This is a genomic window from Azospirillum sp. SYSU D00513, assembly GCF_017356015.1.
Lineage (GTDB): Bacteria > Pseudomonadota > Alphaproteobacteria > Azospirillales > Azospirillaceae > Azospirillum.
The window spans coordinates 1-17,861 of the sequence record NZ_JAFIQV010000051.1; the positions used below are offsets into that span (position 1 = coordinate 1).

The window sequence follows — 17,861 nt, forward strand, 5'->3', positions numbered from 1 at the left end:
TGAAACTCCTGTTTCTCGTCTTGAACCGTGCCGAGAAAGACTGGAAGATGTCAGCCCGTGAATGGACGGCCGCCAAGGCACAGATGGCCATCATGTTCGGCGAGCGCTTCACAAAGGCGATGAACGCCTGAAACTGAAACCGCCCCTGCCGAGCACGAAATTCCGGACACTCCCGACCCAACTCGCCCCGACCTTGCGGCCGGGCGACGTTGTCATCCTGGACAATCTGTCCAGCCACAAAAGCAAAAAGGCCGAGACCATCCTCAAGGAGCGCGGCGCCTGGTTCCTCTTCCTGCCTCCCTACAGCCCCGATCTCAACCCGATCGAGATGGCCTTCGCAAAGCTCAAGGCTCATCTCCGACGCATCGGAGCCAGAACCATAGAGGAGCTGTGGAAGGCCGTCGGCTCCATTTGCGACCTCTACACACCTGAGGAGTGCTGGAACTACCTCAAACACGCAGGCTATGCGTCAGATTAAACGCTCGAAGCTCTAATAAGGTGTCTTTACGTCCGCAAAGACGTAGCGCCCGGCGTGTTGGCATCTCGCCTCAAGACAAATGCCAAAGTCGGATCACGGCACAGCATCTCTGCGCGCATCTATGGCGCAGCAACTTTGCAACTGAATGCGCGGTAATGCCAGACTGATGCATAGCCCGGAAACAGCCGCATATAGAGCGTAAAACAGCTAATGTTCACGCTCTATATGCCAGCTTTCTCAACTTCTGTTCAGGAAACGACAAGTGCCCATTACACGTCCAAGTTCGCCACCTTCAGAGCGTTCTCCTGGATGAACTCGCGGCGGGGTTCCACGACGTCGCCCATGAGGGTGGAGAAGACCTCCTCCGCCTCGTCGGCGTGGTTGACGCGGACCTGGAGGAGGGAGCGCTTGGTGGGGTCCAGCGTGGTTTCCCAGAGCTGTTCGGGGTTCATCTCGCCCAGCCCCTTGTAGCGCTGGATGGTCACGCCGCGTCGGCCCAGCTCCATGACCGTGTCGAAAAGGGCCATGGGGCCGATCACGCTGCGGATCTCCTTCTGCTTCTCGAAGGCCCGGCCCGGCTCGGTGAAGGCGCGCTTCAGGTCGGCGGCGAGCGCGTCCAGGCGGCGGGCCTCCGCGCTCTTCAGCAGATCGGAGTCCAGGCGATGGCGGTGGGTCACGCCGCGCCGGGCGCGGACGAGCTGGTAGCCGCCCTCGGGCAGGGCCTCGCCGGTCCAGCCGCCTTCCTCGTCCAGACGGTTCAGCCGGTCGGCCACGGCCTTCGCGGCCTCGGCGGCGACGGCCGGGTCGGTGGCGGCCGCCGCCGGCAGGGCGCCGGCGACGGCGGCCTGCTCGGCGACGGCGTAGCTGCCGGCCTTGCGGGCGAGCGCGTCGATGTTCTGGCGGGCGGTGCGGGCCTGCTCGACCAGCGCCTTCAGGTCGTCGGCGGCCAGGATCGCCCCGTCGGCGCGCTGCACCGTCAGGTCGCCCAGAGCCGCCTCGATCAGGTATTCCTCGAGCGCCCGGTCGTCCTTCAGGTACCGCTCGCGCGCGTTGCCGCGCTTGATGCGGTAGAGCGGCGGCTGGGCGATGTAGAGGTAGCCGCGCTCGATCAGCTCCGGCATCTGCCGGTAGAAGAAGGTCAGCAGCAGCGTGCGGATGTGGCTGCCGTCCACGTCCGCGTCGGTCATGATGATGATCTTGTGGTAGCGCGTCTTGTCCGGGTTGAACTCGTCGCGCCCGATGCCGGTGCCCAGCGCCGCGATCAGCGTGCCGATCTCGGCCGAGGACAGCATCTTGTCGAAGCGCGCGCGCTCCACGTTCAGGATCTTGCCGCGGAGCGGCAGGATGGCCTGGAACTGGCGCGAGCGGCCCTGCTTGGCGGAGCCGCCGGCCGAATCGCCCTCGACAATGAACAGCTCCGACAGAGCGGGGTCGCGCTCCTGGCAGTCGGCCAGCTTGCCGGGCAGGGAGGCCATGTCGAGCGCACCCTTGCGCCGGGTCAGCTCGCGCGCCTTGCGGGCGGCCTCACGGGCGGCGGCGGCCTCGGCCACCTTCTGCACGACGCGGCGGGCGTCGGCCGGATGCTCCTCGAAATATTGGGCCAGCGCCTCGCCGACGATGGCCTCGACCACCGGGCGCACCTCGCTCGATACGAGCTTGTCCTTGGTCTGGCTGGAGAATTTCGGGTCCGGAACCTTCACCGACAGAACGCAGGTCAGGCCCTCGCGGGCGTCGTCGCCCGACAGCGTGACCTTTTCCTTCTTCGCGATGCCGGATTCGTTCGCGTAGTTGTTGATGGCGCGCGTCAGCGCCGCGCGGAAGCCGGCCAGGTGCGTGCCGCCGTCGCGCTGCGGGATGTTGTTGGTGAAGCAGAGCGTCGTCTCGTGGTAGCTGTCGTTCCACTGGAGCGAGCATTCCACCGTGACCACGCCGCCATGCTCGGTCGGCCGCTCGGCCTTCACGGAGATGGCCGGCTTGTGCAGGGGGACCTTGGAGCGGTCGAGATAGTTGACGAAGGCCTCCAGCCCGCCCTCGTAGAACAGGTCCTGGCTCTTCGGCTCGACGCCGCGCGCGTCGGTCAGCACCAGCCGCACGCCGGAGTTCAGGAAGGCCAGCTCGCGCAGCCGGTGCTCCAGCGTCGAATAATCGAACTCGGTGTTGGTGAAGGTGTCCTTCGACGGCAGGAAGGTCACCTCCGTGCCGCTCAGCGTCTTGCCGTTCTCCAGCACCGGGGCGGGGCCGACGTCGGCCAGCCGGGCGTCGGCGACGCCGTGGCGGAAGCGCATGAACCATTCGCGGCCACCGCGCCAGATGCGCAGGTCCAGCGTTTCCGACAGGGCGTTCACGACGGACACGCCCACGCCGTGCAGGCCGCCGGAGACCTTGTAGCTGTTCTGGTTGAACTTGCCGCCGGCGTGCAGCTGGGTCATCACGACCTCGGCAGCCGACACGCCCTCCTCGGAGTGGATGTCGGTGGGGATGCCGCGCCCGTTGTCGCGCACCGTCACCGATCCGTCGGCGTTCAGCTGCACCACGACCTTGTCGCAGTAGCCGGCCAGCGCCTCGTCGATGGCGTTGTCCACCACCTCGTAGACCATGTGGTGCAGGCCCGAACCGTCATCGGTGTCGCCGATGTACATGCCGGGCCGCTTGCGCACGGCGTCGAGACCACGCAGGACGGTGATCGACTCGGCGCCGTATTCCCCCTGGAGGAGGTCGTTGTTCAGAGCTTCCTGTGCCATCCGATTATTGTACCAGAGTCCGTTGGATTTCGGCGATTTACCGTACTGTGACGGCGCATTTTTTTGCGTTTTCCCCAGCCCTTCAGGGGGAATGGATCAGGGGATCGGCGTCACGGTCGCGTCCTCGATGTGGAACCGCCTGGCGTCCTGCCCGAAGGGGGTGAAGACCCCCTCGTCGGTGCCGGTCATCCAGGCCTGGGCGCCCAGCGCCAGGATCTCCTCGAACAGGGCCTCGCGGCGGTGCCCGTCCAGGTGGGCGGCCACTTCGTCCAGCAGCAGAAGCGGGGCGGCCCCGCGCTCGGCCGCCAGAAGCCGGGCGTTGGCCAGCACCATGGAGATCAGCAGCGCCTTCTGCTCGCCGGTGGAGCAGAGCCCCGCCGGCATGCTCTTGGCGGCGTGGTGGACCGACAGGTCGCTCTTGTGCGGCCCGACGGCGGCCCCGCCGCTGTCCGAATCCTGCCGGCGGCTCTCGCGCAGGCTCTGGCGCAGCGCGTCCTCGGCGGCCAGCGCCGGCCCCAGGTCCAGCCAGCCCTCCACCGTCCCCAGCACGGCGAGGTCGGCGGCGGGGAAGGGGCCGACCGAGCGGGCGCAGGCGGCGCGCAGCCGCTGCACCACGTCGCGCCGGGCGGCGGCCACGGCGATGCCGGTGGTCGCCATCTGGTCCTCCAGCCCGCTCAGCCAGCCCTCGTCGAACCGCCCGTCGCGCAGCAGCCGCGCGCGCTCCCGCAGGGCGTGCTCGTACCGGTTCAGCCGCCCGGCGTGGGCCGAGTCGAATCCGAAGACCAGCCGGTCGAGGAAGCGGCGGCGGCCCGACGATCCCTCCAGGAACAGCCGGTCCATCTGCGGGGTCAGCCAGACCACGGCGACATGCTCGGCCAGCGCCGTCTGGCCCTTGGCCGGGTGGCCGTCGATGCGCACCACGCGGCGGTCGCGCTCGGCCCCACCGTCGCGGCTGCTGCCCTCGCGGCCCGTGCCGATGTCCAGCGGACCCATGGGGGTTTCCAGCGTGGCGGCGACGGCCCAGCCGGTGCCGGGCGGGGATCCGAGCCGGTCCACCTCCGACAGCCGGGCGCCGCGCAGGCCGCGGCCGGGGGCGAGGAAGCTCACGGCCTCAAGAAGGTTGGTCTTGCCGGCCCCGTTCGGGCCGATCAGCAGCACGGGGCGGCGGTCCGTCTCCAGCCGCGCGGCCTCGTAGCCGCGGAAGCGGGTCAGCGTCAGCCGCGTGACGGCGAGCGATCCGGTGGGCGTGCCGGTCAAGGCGCCGGGTCCCGACCGAAGGTCGGCCTTACCATCAGCCGGACGCAAATCGTCCTCCCCATCATCGGACGGAAGGTCCGTGGGGAGCGAATCCGGAAGGGCCGGATGGATGGCCTCCGGCAAATCATGAATGCGCCTGGCTTCGAGCACTGATCCGTTACCACTCCGCGGGAGCCGGTGGCGCCCGGCGACACGCGCGCGAGGGCACCGTTCCATGGCGGGGCGTTATCGGGCGCCCCCCGCCTGGTCACACACGCATGGGCATCAGCACATACAAGGCGGTGCCGTCGGCAACGTCGCGGATGATGGTCGGCGAGGCCGCGTCCGCCAGCGTGAAGCGGGCGCCCTCGCCCTCGATCTGCTGCGTGATATCAAGCAGATAGCGAGAGTTGAAGCCGATTTCCAGGGGGGTCTCGCTGTAATCGACCTCCAGCTCCTCCTGGGCGCTGCCGGCCTCCGGGCTGGTGGCGGACAGCACCAGGGCGCCGCGGTTCAGCGACAGCTTCACGGCCCGGCTCTTCTCCGTGGAGATGGTGGCGACGCGGTCCACGGCGGCGGCGAACAGCTTGGCGTCCACCTCCATCGACTTGTCGTTGCCCACGGGGATCACCCGCTCATAATCGGGGAAGGTGCCGTCGATCAGCTTCGACGTCACGGTCACCGAATCGAAGGTGAAGCGGATCTTGTTGTCGGACATCGACAGCTCGATGGCGTCGGCGGCCTCGTCGATCAGCTTGCGGATCTCGGTGACGGTCTTGCGCGGCACGATGACGCCGGGGATGCCGTCGGCCCCCTCCGGCAGGGGCATCTCCACCCGCGCCAGCCGGTGGCCGTCCGTCGCCACGGTGCGCAGCACCGGCAGCTCGGCGCCGCTGTCCTTGGAGCGGGCGGCGTGCAGGTAGATGCCGTTCAGGTAATAGCGCGTCTCCTCCGTGGAGATGGCGAAGCGCGTGCGGTCGATCAGGCGGCGCAGCTCGCCCGCCGGGACGTTGAAGCGGTGCTTCAGGTCGCCGCCGGACAGCTGCGGGAAATCCTCCACCGGCAGGCAGGACAGCTTGAACTGCGACCGGCCGGCGCGCAGCGTCAGGATCGTGCCCTCGCCGCCCAGCTCCAGCTCCACCTGGCTGCCGTCGGGCAGCTTGCGGACGATGTCGTACAGCGTGTGGGCCGGAGCGGTGGTGCCGCCCGCGCGGGACACGGTCGCCGGCACCGACTCGACGATCTCCAGGTCCATGTCGGTCGCCGCCAGCGACAGCTCGCCGTTGGCGGCGCGCAGCAGGACGTTCGACAGGATCGGAATCGTGTTGCGCCGCTCCACCACACTCTGCACGTGACCGAGGGACCGAAGAAGGGCGGCGCGTTCGATGGTGATGTTCATGCTGGTCTTCTTGTCCCGGCAGGTCGGTTGGCGGTTTAATCCGGCGGTTTTCTCGAATCTCTGCCGATCCAGGCCGGTTTGCGGCCCAGAACGGGCGGCCATGATATCACAACATGGTTGTCACCGAACCAAATTCGTGCGCCGCGCGCATCGCGCCGCCATCATCCCGCCATTTTCCCGTCCGTGGCAGCCCGTTCGGCAGTCCGTTCCGCGGCGAGCTGGGCCGCCAGCCCGGCCCGGTAGTCCGGGTGTTTCAGCACCACCCCAAGCCGGGTCTTGATGCGGTCGTTCCGCACGCGGCGGCAGTCGGCGTAGAAGCTCGCCGCCATGGGCGACAGCTCGGCCTGATCGAAGGGCACCAGCGGCGGCGGCTCCACCCCCAGCAGCGCGCAGGCGTGGGCCACCACCTCGTGCGACGGGCAGGGCAGGTCGTCGGCGAGGTTGTAGACGGCGCCGGGGCTGATCGACGCCATGGAGGCGCGCAGGGTCGCCGCGATGTCCTCCACATGGATGCGGCAGAAGACCTGCCCCGGCTTGTCCACCCGCTTGGCCGTGCCCTCGCGCACATGATCGATGGCGCTGCGGCCGGGGCCGTAGATGCCGGCCAGCCGGAAGATGTGCATCGGCACCCCGTATTCCCGGTGCAGATACTGCCAGCCGCGCTCCGCCTCCACCCGGCGGCGCTGCCGGTCGCCGTTGGGGCGCAGCCAGGAAGCCTCGCTTACCCATTCCCCGCCGGTGTCGCCGTAGACGCCGGTGGTGGAGAGGTATCCGGCCCAGTCCAGCCTGCGCAGCCCGGCGATGTCCCGGCCGTGCAGGTCCAGCACCGGGTCGCCCTTGGCGTCGGGCGGCACGCTGACCAGCAGGTGGGTGACGCCGTCGAGCAGGGCGGGGGCGTCGGGCAGGGGGTGCTCGCGGTCGAACAGCACGGCCTCGAAGCCACGCGCCTCCAGCTCGGCCCGCTTCTCCTCCGTGCGGCAGGTGCCGCCGACCCGCCAGCCGTCCGCCTTCAGCGCCTCGGCGAAGACGCCGGCGCTGTAGCCGAGGCCGAACACGAACAGGCGGGGAGCGGTCATCATGCGGGTCCTTGCGTCACGTCGGGCGATGGCGGAGTGTAAGGCCACCATGACCGGACGCAAACCCTCCCTTGCCGCCGCGCTCGCGCTGTTCCTCGCCGGCGCGGCCGCCACCGCTTCCACGCCCTCGCCGGCCGCCGCCATCGATCATGACCGGCAGTTCCAGGCCTGCGTCACGCTGGCCGAGCGCGCGCCGTCCGACGCGCTGGGCAGCGCGCGGAGCTGGATGAGGCAGGGCGGGGGCGACCGCGCGCGGCTCTGCCAGGCGCTCGCCCTCTTCCACAAGGGCGAGTTCAAGGAGGCCGGCACCCAGCTGGAGGAGCTGGCCCCGCTGCTGGGCGGGAACGACCCGGCGGTCGAGGCCTCGCTGCTGGCGCGGGCCGGCTGGGCCTGGCTGCGCGCCGGCGACGCGGCCCAGGCCGACCGGCTCTACAGCACGGCACTCTCCAAGCAGCCCGAGGACGTGGACCTGCTGATCGACCGCGCCATCGCGCGCGGCGAGACGGAGCGCTACTGGGACGCCGTCGCTGACCTGGACAAGGCCATCAAGAGGGACCCGCAGCGCGCCGACGCCTGGCTCTACCGCGCCACCGCGCACAAGGCACTGGCCAACGCCCGCCAGGCCCTGTCCGACGTGGACCGCGCCATCGCCCTGCGGCCCGGCGACCCGGACGCCCTGCTCCTGCGCGGCAACCTCCGCGCCGAGACCGGCAACGCCGACGGCGCCCGCGCCGACTGGCAGGACACCATCCGCTCCGCCCCCGACAGCAACGCCGCGAAGACGGCCAGGCGCAACCTGGATCGGGTTCCGGCGGCGGGGCAGGGCGGGAAGAAGTAGGGGGAGGGAGACAATGGGCGAAGCGTGTCTTTCGAAGACGACGCCCCTCCGCATCAACCACCGTCATTCCCGCGAAAGCGGGAATCCAGTGTTCCCGAAGCGAAACCGTTGGAAACCCTGGATCCCCGCGTCCGCGCATGGGCGCTAACTTTTGCATGTTCGTCCGTTCGACCGAAGCCCACGCCATCCCTCTTCGTCATTCCCGCGAAAGCGGGAATCCAGTCCCTTCCCGCAGCGAACCTGTTGGAAACTCTGGATCCCCGCGTCCGCGGGGATGACGGTGAAGAGTGGTCGAACCGTTGTTTCGGTCGCTCAACCCTCAAAGTCAGCGCCTATGCGCGTCCGCGGGGATGACGGTGGAGGGGGGCGGAGGCTTGCTTCAGTCAGTTAGCCGCTAAAGTTAGCGCTTATGTGCTTTCGCGGGGATGACGGAGCGTTGCAGGCTGCTGGTCAAAGCTGCTCCTGCGCAGCCAGCCCCTCAGAAATCCAGATCCGCGTAGTGCCTGGGCGGGGGCGCGCCGGGGATGCTGTCGGCGAGGAGGGGGCGGAAGCTGGGGCGGGACTTCATGCGGGCGTACCAGTCCTTGGCCTCGCGGTTGTTGTCCCAGGGGACGTCGCCGACATAGTCCAGGCAGCTCAGCTGCGCCGCCGCCGCGATATCCGCGAGCGAGAGGCTGTTTCCGGCGAGCCAGGGGCGCCGTTCCGACAGGAAGGCGATGTAGTCCAGGTGGACCGTGATGTTGTGCAGCCCGGCCCGGATCGCCGGGGCGTAGGGCTGGCCCTGGCCCGACAGGCGCTTCATCAGCTTCTCGCCGAGAAGGTTGTCGGTCACCTCGCGCTCGAACTTCTGGGTGAACCAGGCGACCAGCCGGCGCACCTCGGCGCGCTCGGCGATCTCCCGCGGCATCAGCGGCGTGTCGGGGTAGGCCTCGATCAGATATTCCAGCGCCGGCCAGCCGCCGGCGACGACGGTCCCGTCCTCCTCCACCAGCACCGGGACCTCGCCGGACGGGTTGAGGGCGAGGAAGCCCTCGCGCCATTCCCACGGCTTTTCGACCACCGTTTCGAAGGGAAGGCCCTTCTCGGCGAGCACGACCCGCAGGATGCGGGAGAACGGATGGAGGGGGTGGTGATAGAGGGTGCGCATGGCGGGCCGGACTGTAACGCAAGCGCCATCGTGAGAACAGCCCGCGCGACGCCCGGCGGGCCGCCCGTTGGTGGGAGTCCGCTACTCCCTTCGGAATAGAAAAGGCGGCCCGGTTTCCCGGGCCGCCCTGACGTCGCGGTGCTGGAGGGGAACGCCTTACTCGGCGGCCCTGGCGGCGGTCACGGGGACCTCCAGACGCTTCAGCATCTCCTTGGGCACGATCTGCCAGAACTTCGGCAGGACGCGCTCCCAGTCGTTCAGCAGCTCCTCGGCGAAGCGGCTCTGCGTCTCATGCACATGCTCCTGGATGAGCTGCTTGAGCTGGTTCTCGTAATGGGCCACCTCGACGCGCTGGTAGATCACGCTCTCCTCGTTGACGCGCGAGGGCAGGGTGCCCTGCTCGTCGTAGATGTAGGCCATGCCCCCGGTCATGCCGGCGCCGAAGTTGTCGCCGACCGGGCCGAGGATCACCGCGACGCCGCCGGTCATGTACTCGCAGCCGTTGGAGCCGCAGCCCTCGACCACGACGCTGGCGCCGGAGTTGCGCACCGCGAACCGCTCGCCGGCCTGGCCCGCCGCGAACAGCTTGCCCGCCGTGGCGCCGTACAGGACGGTGTTGCCGATGATCGTGTTCTTGTTGCTGATCAGCGGGCTGGCGCTGGTCGGGCTGACCACGATGGTGCCGCCGGACAGGCCCTTGCCGACATAGTCGTTGGCGTCGCCCATGACCTCCAGCTTGATGCCCTGCACCGCGAAGGCGCCGAGCGACTGGCCGGCCGTGCCGCGCAGCCGGACGGTGATGTGGCCGGGCTGCAGCCCGTACATGCCGAACTTGCGCGTCACCATCGAGGACAGCCGCGTGCCGATGGCGCGCTGCGTGTTCCGGACATTGTAGGCGAGCTGCATCTTCTCGCCCTCCTCGAACAGCGGGCGGGCATCCGCGACGATGCGGGCGTCCAGCGTGTCCGGCACCTCGTTGCGGCCCTGCAGCGTGCAGTAGCGCGCGTTCTCGCCCGGATCGACCTGCGCCAGCAGCGGGTTCAGGTCGAGGTCGTCGAGATGCTCGGCGCCGCGGCTGACCTGGTGCAGCAGGTCGGTGCGGCCGATCACCTCGTTCAGCGAGCGGAAGCCGAGCTGGGCCAGGATCTCGCGGACCTCCTCGGCCAGGAAGGTGAAGAGGTTGACGACCTTCTCCGGCGTGCCGACGAACTTCTCGCGCAGCTTCGGATCCTGCACGCAGACGCCGACCGGGCAGGTGTTGGAGTGGCACTGGCGGACCATGATGCAGCCCATCGCGATCAGCGAGGCCGTGCCGATGCCGAACTCCTCCGCACCCAGCATGGCGGCGATGACGATGTCGCGGCCGGTCTTCAGGCCGCCGTCGGTGCGCAGCCGCACGCGGTGGCGCAGGCGGTTCAGCGTCAGGACCTGGTGGACCTCCGACAGGCCCATCTCCCACGGAACGCCGGCGAACTTCACGGAGGTCTGCGGGCTGGCGCCCGTGCCGCCGCTGTGGCCGGAGATCAGGATGATGTCGGCGTTGGCCTTGGCGACACCGGCGGCGATGGTGCCGATGCCCGACCGGCTGACCAGCTTCACCGTGACCTTGGCGTCCGGGTTGATCTGCTTCAGGTCGTAGATGAGCTGCGCCAGATCCTCGATCGAGTAGATGTCATGGTGCGGCGGCGGGCTGATGAGCGTGACGCCCGGCGTCGAGTGACGCAGACGCGCGATCATCTCCGTCACCTTGAAGCCGGGGAGCTGGCCGCCCTCGCCGGGCTTGGCGCCCTGGGCCACCTTGATCTCCAGCTCGCGGCACTGGTTCAGGTACTCGGCGGTGACGCCGAAGCGGCCCGAGGCCACCTGCTTGATCGCGGAGTTCCAGTTGTCGCCGTTCTTGTCCGGGCGGAAGCGCGCCGGATCCTCGCCGCCCTCGCCCGAGTCGGAGCGGGCGCCGATGCGGTTCATGGCGACATTCAGCGTGCCGTGCGCCTCGGGCGACAGGGCGCCCATGGACATGCCCGGCGTGATGAAGCGCTTGCGGATCGCGGTGATGCTCTCGACCTCGTCCACCGAGACCGGCTTGTTGGCCGAGCGGAACTCCAGCAGGTCGCGGATCTGCATCGGCGGCCGCTTGTTCACCTGCTCCGAGTACTTCTTGAAGGCGGTGTAGCTGTCGTTGGTGACCGCCTGCTGGAGGGTGTGGATGATGCCGCCCTCCCAGCCGTGCCGGTCGCCCGTCTTGCGGAAGCGGTAGAAGCCGCCGACCGGAAGCGTCACGACCTCCTCGCTGTAGGCGATGGCGTGCTGCTCCAGCACCTTCTTCTGGATGCCGTTCAGGCCGATGCCGGAGATGCGGCTGACCATGGTCGGGAAATGCTCGGCGACCATGGCGCGGGACAGGCCCACCGCCTCGAAGTTGCAGCCGCCGCGATAGCTGCTGATGACCGAGATGCCCATCTTGGACATCACCTTCAGCAGACCCTCGTCCATGGCCTTCTTGTAGCGGACCATGCACTCCTCGAGGGAGATGGCGCCGAACAGGCCGCGGCGGTGGCGGTCGGCGATGGCCTCCTGCGCCAGGTAGGCGTTCACCGTCGTGGCGCCGACGCCGATCAGCACGGCGAGGTAGTGCACGTCCAGCGCCTCGGCCGAACGGACGTTCAGCGAGGTGAAGGTGCGCAGGTTGTTGCGCACCAGATGGGTGTGGACCGCACCCGTGGCGAGGATCATCGGGATGGCCGCGCGGGCGGCGTCCATCCGCTCGTCGGTCAGGATGATGTGGGTGGCGCCCCCGCGCACCGCGTCCTCGGCCTCCTGGCCGATGCGGCGGAGCGCGTCGCGCAGCGCGTCGGGACCGGCGGCGGCCGCGAAGGTCGCGTCGATCTCCGCCGCCGTCTCGCCCATGTAGGCGCGCATGGCGCGGAACTCGGCCGTGGTCAGGACCGGGCTGTCGAGCTGCAGCAGGCGGGTCTGGCTCTCATCCTCGTCCAGGATGTTGCCGAGGTTGCCCAGCCGCGTCTTCAGGCTCATCACCCGGCGCTCGCGAAGCGAGTCGATGGGCGGGTTGGTGACCTGGCTGAAGTTCTGGCGGAAGAAGTGGTGCATGCCGCGGTACTTGTCCGACAGCACGGCGATGGGGCTGTCGTCGCCCATCGAGCCGATGGCCTCCTTCGCGTCCTCCACCGTCGGGTGCAGGATCAGCTCCATGTCTTCCATGGTGATGCCGAAGGCCATCTGGCGGCGGCGCAGCTCGGCCTTCTCCATCTCCGACGGCTCGCCGCGGTTCGCGGCCTGCTTCACGAGGTCGTCGAGCTGGGTGGTGTTCTTCATCCAGTTCGGCCAGGGGCGCTGGCCGGCCAGATGGGCCTTCAGCTCGCGGTCGTGGTAGAGCTTGCCGGCGCCGAGATCGACGGCGATCATCTCCCCGGGCCCGAGGCGGCCCTTCTCGATCACCTGGGACTCGTCGATGCGCACCATGCCCGTCTCGGAGCCGGCGATCAGCAGCCCGTCGGTGGTGATGGTGTAGCGCATCGGGCGCAGGCCGTTGCGGTCCATGCCGCCGACGACCCAGCGGCCGTCGGTCATGGCGAGTGCCGCCGGGCCGTCCCACGGCTCCATCACCGAGTTGCAGTAGCCGATCAGCGCCTGGTAGTCCTCGGGCATGGAGGCCGAGCGGGTCATCGCTTCGGGCACCAGCATGACCTTGACCATCGGCGCGGTGCGGCCGGCACGGACCAGAACCTCGAACACGGCGTCCAGCGCGCCGGAGTCGGACAGGCCGACGCCGATCACCGGCTTGATGTCGCCGACGTAGGACCCGAACGCCGCATGCTCCATGCGCGTCTCGTGGGCCTTCATCCAGTTGACGTTGCCCTTCAGCGTGTTGATCTCGCCGTTGTGGGCGAGCATGCGGAAGGGCTGGGCCAGCGGCCAGGTCGGGAAGGTGTTGGTCGAGTAGCGCTGGTGGTAGATGGCGAAGCTCGACTCGAAGCGCTCGTCCAGCAGGTCCGGGTAGAAGGTCGTCAGCTGCTCGGCGAGGAACATGCCCTTGTAGATGATCGAGCGCGCCGACAGCGAGCAGATGTAGAAGTCGTTGATCTGCTCGTTCTTCACCGCCCGCTCGATGCGGCGGCGGATGACATAGAGGTCCAGCTCGAACTGTTCGTCCGAGACGCCCTTGCTGTTGCCGATGATGATCTGCTCGATCTCCGGCCGGGTGGCGTTGGCCTTCTCGCCGACGATGTCGACGTTCACCGGCACCTGGCGCCAGCCGTAGATGTAGTAGCCGAAGCTGAGGATCTCGGTCTCGACGATGCAGCGGCAGGCTTCCTGCGCTTCCATGTTGATGCGCGGCAGGAAGACCTGGCCGACCGCCAGGTTGTTCTCCGGCGCGCGGTGGCCGACCACCGCGACATGGTCCTTGAAGAACTTCTGCGGGACCTGGACATGGATGCCGGCGCCGTCGCCGGTCTTGCCGTCGGCGTCCACGGCGCCGCGGTGCCAGACGGCCTTCAGGGCCTCGATGCCCTTCTCGACCACCGAGCGGCGGGGCTTGCCGTCGATCGCGGCGATCAGGCCGACGCCGCAGGCGTCATGCTCGTCCGACGGATCGTAGGCATGGGCAGTGGTGAGCGCCTCCGCGTTGGCGCGGTACTCGGCAACGAACTGCTCGCCCTGGTTCATCTCGGTGGCCATGGGTGGACCCTTTCCGTCAGTCTGTTCCGAAGGGGGCGCCGCCCCCTTCTCCCCCACCGGAGGCCTCTCGGCCCCCGGTTCCCGGATATCGATGTTTGAGGTGCCGGTTCCGGCGGTTCTTGCCGGGCGGCCGTCTTATTCGGCGGCTTGGGCCATGCCGGCCCGGGCCTTCGCCTGGGCGTAGGCGTGGATGCCGTCGGCGGCCTCGCGGCCGTCGCGGATCGCCCACACGACGAGGCTGGCGCCGCGCACGATGTCGCCCGCGGCGAAGACGCCGTCCAGGTTGGTCATCTTGTTGCGGTAATCGACCAGCAGGGTGCCCCAGCGCGTGACCTTCAGCTCCTTGTCGCCGAACAGGCCAGGCAGGTCCTCCGGTTCGAAGCCCAGCGCCTTGATGACGAGGTCGGCCTCGACCGTGAACTCGGAGCCTTCCATCACCTGCGGCGTCTGGCGGCCGGTGGCGTCGGCCACACCCAGATGGATGCGGACGGCCTTGACGCCGCTGACCTTGCCACCGGCGCCGTCGAAGCTCTCAGGGGCGGCCTGCCAGAGGAACTCAACGCCCTCTTCCTCGGCGTGGGCGACCTCGCGCTGCGAGCCCGGCATGTTCTTGCGGTCGCGGCGGTACAGACACTTCACGGAGGTGGCGCCCTGGCGGATGGCGGTGCGCACGCAGTCCATGGCGGTGTCGCCGCCGCCCAGCACCACGACCTTCTTGCCCGCGGCGTTCAGCGAGCCGTCCTCGTAGGCGGCGACCGTGTCGCCCAGACCGACGCGGTTGGAGGTGGTGAGGTACTGCAGCGCCGGCACGATGTTGCCGAGGTCCGCACCGGGCAGGTCGAGGTCGCGGGCCTTGTAGACACCGGTCGCGACCAGCACGGCCACGTGGCGGTCGCGCAGCTCGGCCAGCGAGGCGTCGCGGCCGACCTCGAAGCTCGGGTGATAGATCACCCCGGCCTCGGCCAGCAGCTTCACGCGCCGCTCGACGACGTACTTCTCCAGCTTGAAGGAGGGGATGCCGTAGACCATCAGACCGCCCATGCGGTCGTAGCGGTCGTAGACATGCACCTCGTAGCCCTTGGCGCGCAGCTCCTCGGCGGCGGCGAGGCCGGCCGGGCCGGCGCCGATGATGCCGACGGACTGGCCCAGCTCGCGCGAGGGCTTGCGCGGCTTGACCCAGCCGTTCTCCCAGGCCGTGTCGTTGATGTACTTCTCCACCGAGCCGATGGTCACGGCGCCGTGGGTGGACTGCTCGATGACGCAGTTGCCCTCGCACAGCCGGTCCTGCGGGCAGATGCGGCCGCAGATCTCGCCGAAGTTGTTGGTCGCCTGCGAGGCCTCGTAGGCCTCCTCCAGCCGGCCCTCGGCGGTCAGCTTCAGCCAGTCCGGGATGTTGTTGGCGACCGGGCAGTGGACTTGGCAGAAGGGAACCCCGCACTGGGAGCAGCGGTTGGACTGCTCGTGCGCGCGCTCGTCGGAGAACTGCGCGTAGATCTCGCCGAAGTCCTGGCGGCGCTCCTCGGCCGAACGCTTGTCGGGCATCCGCTGCGCGGTGTGCACAAAGCCCAACATCCTCTGGTTCGCCATGGCGCCTGCTCCTTCTTCGCGAGCCCGCACCCCCGGCCGGGGGCGGACCTCTTGGCTAGCGAGGCCGTGCCGGTCTCTTCGGCACAGTCATCGGTGGATAGAGAAACCTGCGTCCATCGCAAGTCATGGGTCATATACCGCACGTGCCAAGGGGTTGCGAGCATAAAAACGCCGATTGGTCAGCATACCTGACCCGAATTTTCCAGGCTGCCGCCGAACCGCGCCGCCTGCCCAAAGATTGCGCGCGAAACCGGGAGAAAAATAGTACCGATACGGACCTATCGCCCTCTTTGGGGTACCAACCCATTCACATCGTCAAGCGAAGCCGCCGCTGCTATAAGCCCGCTGTCCCCCCGCCGCATTCACAGCGAAAGCGTTTCGCCGCATGCCGACCGACCAGCTTTTCAACGCCGCCCTCCTCGGCCTCCTGGAGGGGCTGACGGAATTCCTGCCTGTGTCCTCGACCGGCCACCTCATCCTCTTCGGCGAGCTGCTCGGGTTCCAGGGGCCTCCCGGGCGGGTGTTCGAGGTGGTGATCCAGCTTGGCGCGATCCTGGCCATCTGCCTCGTCTATTTCGGCCGCTTCCAGCGCGTCCTGACGGGGATGCTGCGCGCCGACCCCGACGCCTGGCGCTTCGTCCGGGCGGTGCTGCTGGCCTTTCTGCCGGCCATGATCCTGGGCGCCCTGCTGCACGGCTTCATCAAGGAGAGGCTGTTCAACCCGACCGTGGTGAGCGTGATGCTGGTTCTCGGCGGCATCGCCATCCTGGTGATCGAGCGTTACCTGCCCCCGACGCGGCACAAGGAGATCGAGCGCTTCCCCGCACCGCTCGCCCTCAAGATCGGCCTGTTCCAGTGTCTGGCGCTGGTGCCCGGCGTGTCGCGCTCCGGCGCCACCATCATCGGCTCGCTGATGATGGGGGTGGACCGCCGCACCGCCGCGGAGTTCACCTTCTTTCTCGCCGTGCCGACGATGGCCGGCGCCACCGTCTACGACCTCTACAAGAACTGGGGGGAGATGAGCCTCGACGCGGGCGGCCTCGTCGCCGTTGGCTTCATCGCCGCCTTCATCGCCGCGGCGCTGGTCGTCAAGACGCTGGTGGAGTTCGTCGGCCGCTACGGCTTCGCCCCCTTCGGCTGGTACCGCATCGCGCTCGGCCTCGGCATGCTGGCCTTCCTGCACCTGTGAGGGCCACCTTCGCGCATGAAAAAGCCCCGGCCGCGAGGCCGGGGCTTTTTTGCTGCGCGTGACGGGCCGTGCCGGCCGGTCAGTGCGCGCTGGGGTACTTGTTGAACTTGCTGACGTCGCGGGTCAGCGTGGCGTTGCGGCCGCCGACGATGAAGCGGTGCAGGTAGGTCGGCAGCATCACCTCGCAGGAGGTCAGCTCGGTCATGCCCAGCTCCTTGAAGCCGGGGGCGTCCTCCGGAACGACGTTGTCCGTCTTCAGCAGCTCCACCTGGTCGCGGGTCACCAGCGGGGTGATGACGGGGATCTTCTCGAAGACGCGGCCGAGCGTTTCCGACAGGCTCCAGCTCACCGGCCACAGGCGGCGCTTGCGGCGGATCTCCGACAGCATCAGTTCCATCATCTCGCGGAAGCTGTAGACGCGCGGGCCGCCCAGCGCGAAGGTCTTCCCCTTGGCCTCGGGCACCTGCAGGGCGCGGATGATGGCCTCGGCGAGGTCGCCGACATAGACCGGCTGGAACTTCGTCTCGCCGCCGCCGACCAGCGGCAGGACCGGCATCACCTGCGCCATCGCGGCGAACTTGTTGAAGAACCGGTCGTCCGGGCCGAAGACGACGCTGGGGCGCAGGATCACGGCCTCGGGGAAGGCCTCCAGCACCCGCTTCTCGCCCTGCGCCTTGCTGCGCGCGTAGGTGGACTTGGAGCCCTCGTCGGCGCCGAGCGCGGAGACATGGACGAAGCTCTGCACCCCGGCGGCCTTGGCGATGCGGGCGATGCGGGCCGGGGCCTCGACATGGACGGCGTCGAAGCTCCAGGGGCCGCGCTCGAACAGGGCGCCGATGAGGTTGATGACGATGTCGCTGCCCTTGATGACGCGGGCGACCGACTCGTCGTCCATCACGTCCGCCGACAGCGACGCGATCTGGCCGACCGACCCCGCCGTGCGCAGGTAATTGCCCTGGCCCGGATGCCGGGAGACGATGCGCACCGTGGCGCCGTGCTTGGCGATCTTCCGGATCAGATGGCGGCCGATGAAGCCCGACCCGCCGAACACCGTGACAACCTGACTGCGATAAGTCATCGACCCTCTCCCCTGTGCCTTCGTGGCTGCCGTGCCCCGTTGACGTGAGCCGCGCGGGCCAATCACCGGCCAAATTCCGAATTCAACGGCGCAAGCTTATATAGAAGGCTCGCAATTCAGGCCAGACCCCTCGGGCGCCCTTTCCGCAGGGCGGGGCGCGCCCCGCCGGCCGTCCGGCAGGGGCGGCGGGAGGGCGTGAAAAAACCTGTTGACGGGCGCCGGACGGATCGCTAAAAACCGCCCACCGCACCGAGCACCGGTTGCTGAGCCCAGGTGGCGGAATTGGTAGACGCGCAGGTTTCAGGTACCTGTGGCAGAAATGTCGTGGAAGTTCGAGTCTTCTCCTGGGCACCATATCTACCCGACAACGCCGCATGCCGCAGGGCAGAGCGGC

At 68.5% G+C, this 17,861-nt stretch carries 10 protein-coding genes, 1 tRNA gene and 2 pseudogenes; 5 read left to right on the forward strand and 8 right to left on the reverse strand.

Translation table 11 applies throughout. The features are described 5' to 3' along the window. Window positions 1-131 (forward strand): annotated as a pseudogene (locus JUB11_RS27340) (IS256 family transposase); the annotation flags it as partial. 38 nt (window positions 132-169) lie between these two features. After that, window positions 170-478: pseudogene (locus JUB11_RS33005) on the forward strand (transposase); the annotation flags it as partial. A gap of 269 nt (window positions 479-747) precedes the next feature. Here JUB11_RS33005 and gyrB read toward each other — a convergent pair. The 4 genes from gyrB to JUB11_RS27360 all read right to left on the reverse strand — a co-directional run bounded on the left by gyrB (window position 748) and on the right by JUB11_RS27360 (window position 6,930). After that, complete coding sequence (gyrB, locus tag JUB11_RS27345) at window positions 748-3,219, reverse strand: DNA topoisomerase (ATP-hydrolyzing) subunit B (RefSeq protein WP_207461965.1); 2,472 nt, start codon at window positions 3,217-3,219, stop codon at window positions 748-750. A gap of 96 nt (window positions 3,220-3,315) precedes the next feature. Continuing rightward, the gene (gene recF, locus JUB11_RS27350; protein WP_207461966.1) at window positions 3,316-4,476 is read right to left on the reverse strand and encodes a DNA replication/repair protein RecF; all 1,161 of its coding nucleotides are present in this window, start codon (window positions 4,474-4,476) and stop codon (window positions 3,316-3,318) included. Between the two features lie 247 nt (window positions 4,477-4,723). Next, window positions 4,724-5,854 carry a DNA polymerase III subunit beta gene (gene dnaN / locus JUB11_RS27355; protein ID WP_207461967.1) on the reverse strand — a complete coding sequence of 377 codons (1,131 nt, stop codon included), beginning with the start codon at window positions 5,852-5,854 and terminating at the stop codon, window positions 4,724-4,726. 161 nt (window positions 5,855-6,015) lie between these two features. Continuing rightward, window positions 6,016-6,930 (reverse strand): SDR family oxidoreductase, encoded by a 915-nt coding sequence (locus tag JUB11_RS27360; RefSeq protein ID WP_207461993.1) that lies wholly within the window; start codon window positions 6,928-6,930, stop codon window positions 6,016-6,018. A gap of 49 nt (window positions 6,931-6,979) precedes the next feature. Between JUB11_RS27360 and JUB11_RS27365 the strand changes: the two genes are divergently transcribed. Beyond that, window positions 6,980-7,768: a tetratricopeptide repeat protein gene (locus JUB11_RS27365; protein ID WP_207461968.1), complete on the forward strand. Its 789-nt coding sequence runs from the start codon at window positions 6,980-6,982 to the stop codon at window positions 7,766-7,768. 478 nt (window positions 7,769-8,246) lie between these two features. On the opposite strand, the gene JUB11_RS27370 is transcribed toward JUB11_RS27365, so the two are convergent. The 3 genes from JUB11_RS27370 to JUB11_RS27380 form a co-directional block, all read right to left on the reverse strand. After that, window positions 8,247-8,915: a glutathione S-transferase family protein gene (locus JUB11_RS27370; protein ID WP_207461969.1), complete on the reverse strand. Its 669-nt coding sequence runs from the start codon at window positions 8,913-8,915 to the stop codon at window positions 8,247-8,249. 156 nt (window positions 8,916-9,071) lie between these two features. Beyond that, window positions 9,072-13,613: a glutamate synthase large subunit gene (gene gltB, locus JUB11_RS27375; protein ID WP_207461970.1), complete on the reverse strand. Its 4,542-nt coding sequence runs from the start codon at window positions 13,611-13,613 to the stop codon at window positions 9,072-9,074. Window positions 13,614-13,748: 135 nt separating this feature from the next. Further along, window positions 13,749-15,200, reverse strand: a complete 1,452-nt coding sequence (locus tag JUB11_RS27380; protein ID WP_207461971.1) for an NAD(P)-dependent oxidoreductase — start codon at window positions 15,198-15,200, stop codon at window positions 13,749-13,751. 385 nt (window positions 15,201-15,585) lie between these two features. Between JUB11_RS27380 and JUB11_RS27385 the strand changes: the two genes are divergently transcribed. After that, window positions 15,586-16,389, forward strand: a complete 804-nt coding sequence (locus JUB11_RS27385) for an undecaprenyl-diphosphate phosphatase (RefSeq protein WP_207461972.1) — start codon at window positions 15,586-15,588, stop codon at window positions 16,387-16,389. Between the two features lie 79 nt (window positions 16,390-16,468). Here JUB11_RS27385 and JUB11_RS27390 read toward each other — a convergent pair whose 3' ends face one another. Continuing rightward, entirely contained in the window at window positions 16,469-17,467 is a 999-nt protein-coding gene (locus JUB11_RS27390; RefSeq protein WP_207461973.1) for a complex I NDUFA9 subunit family protein, read from the reverse strand. Window positions 17,468-17,734: 267 nt separating this feature from the next. On the opposite strand from JUB11_RS27390, the gene JUB11_RS27395 reads away from it, so the two are divergent. Beyond that, window positions 17,735-17,821: transfer RNA gene (locus JUB11_RS27395), tRNA-Leu, on the forward strand. Window positions 17,822-17,861: the final 40 nt, after the last annotated feature.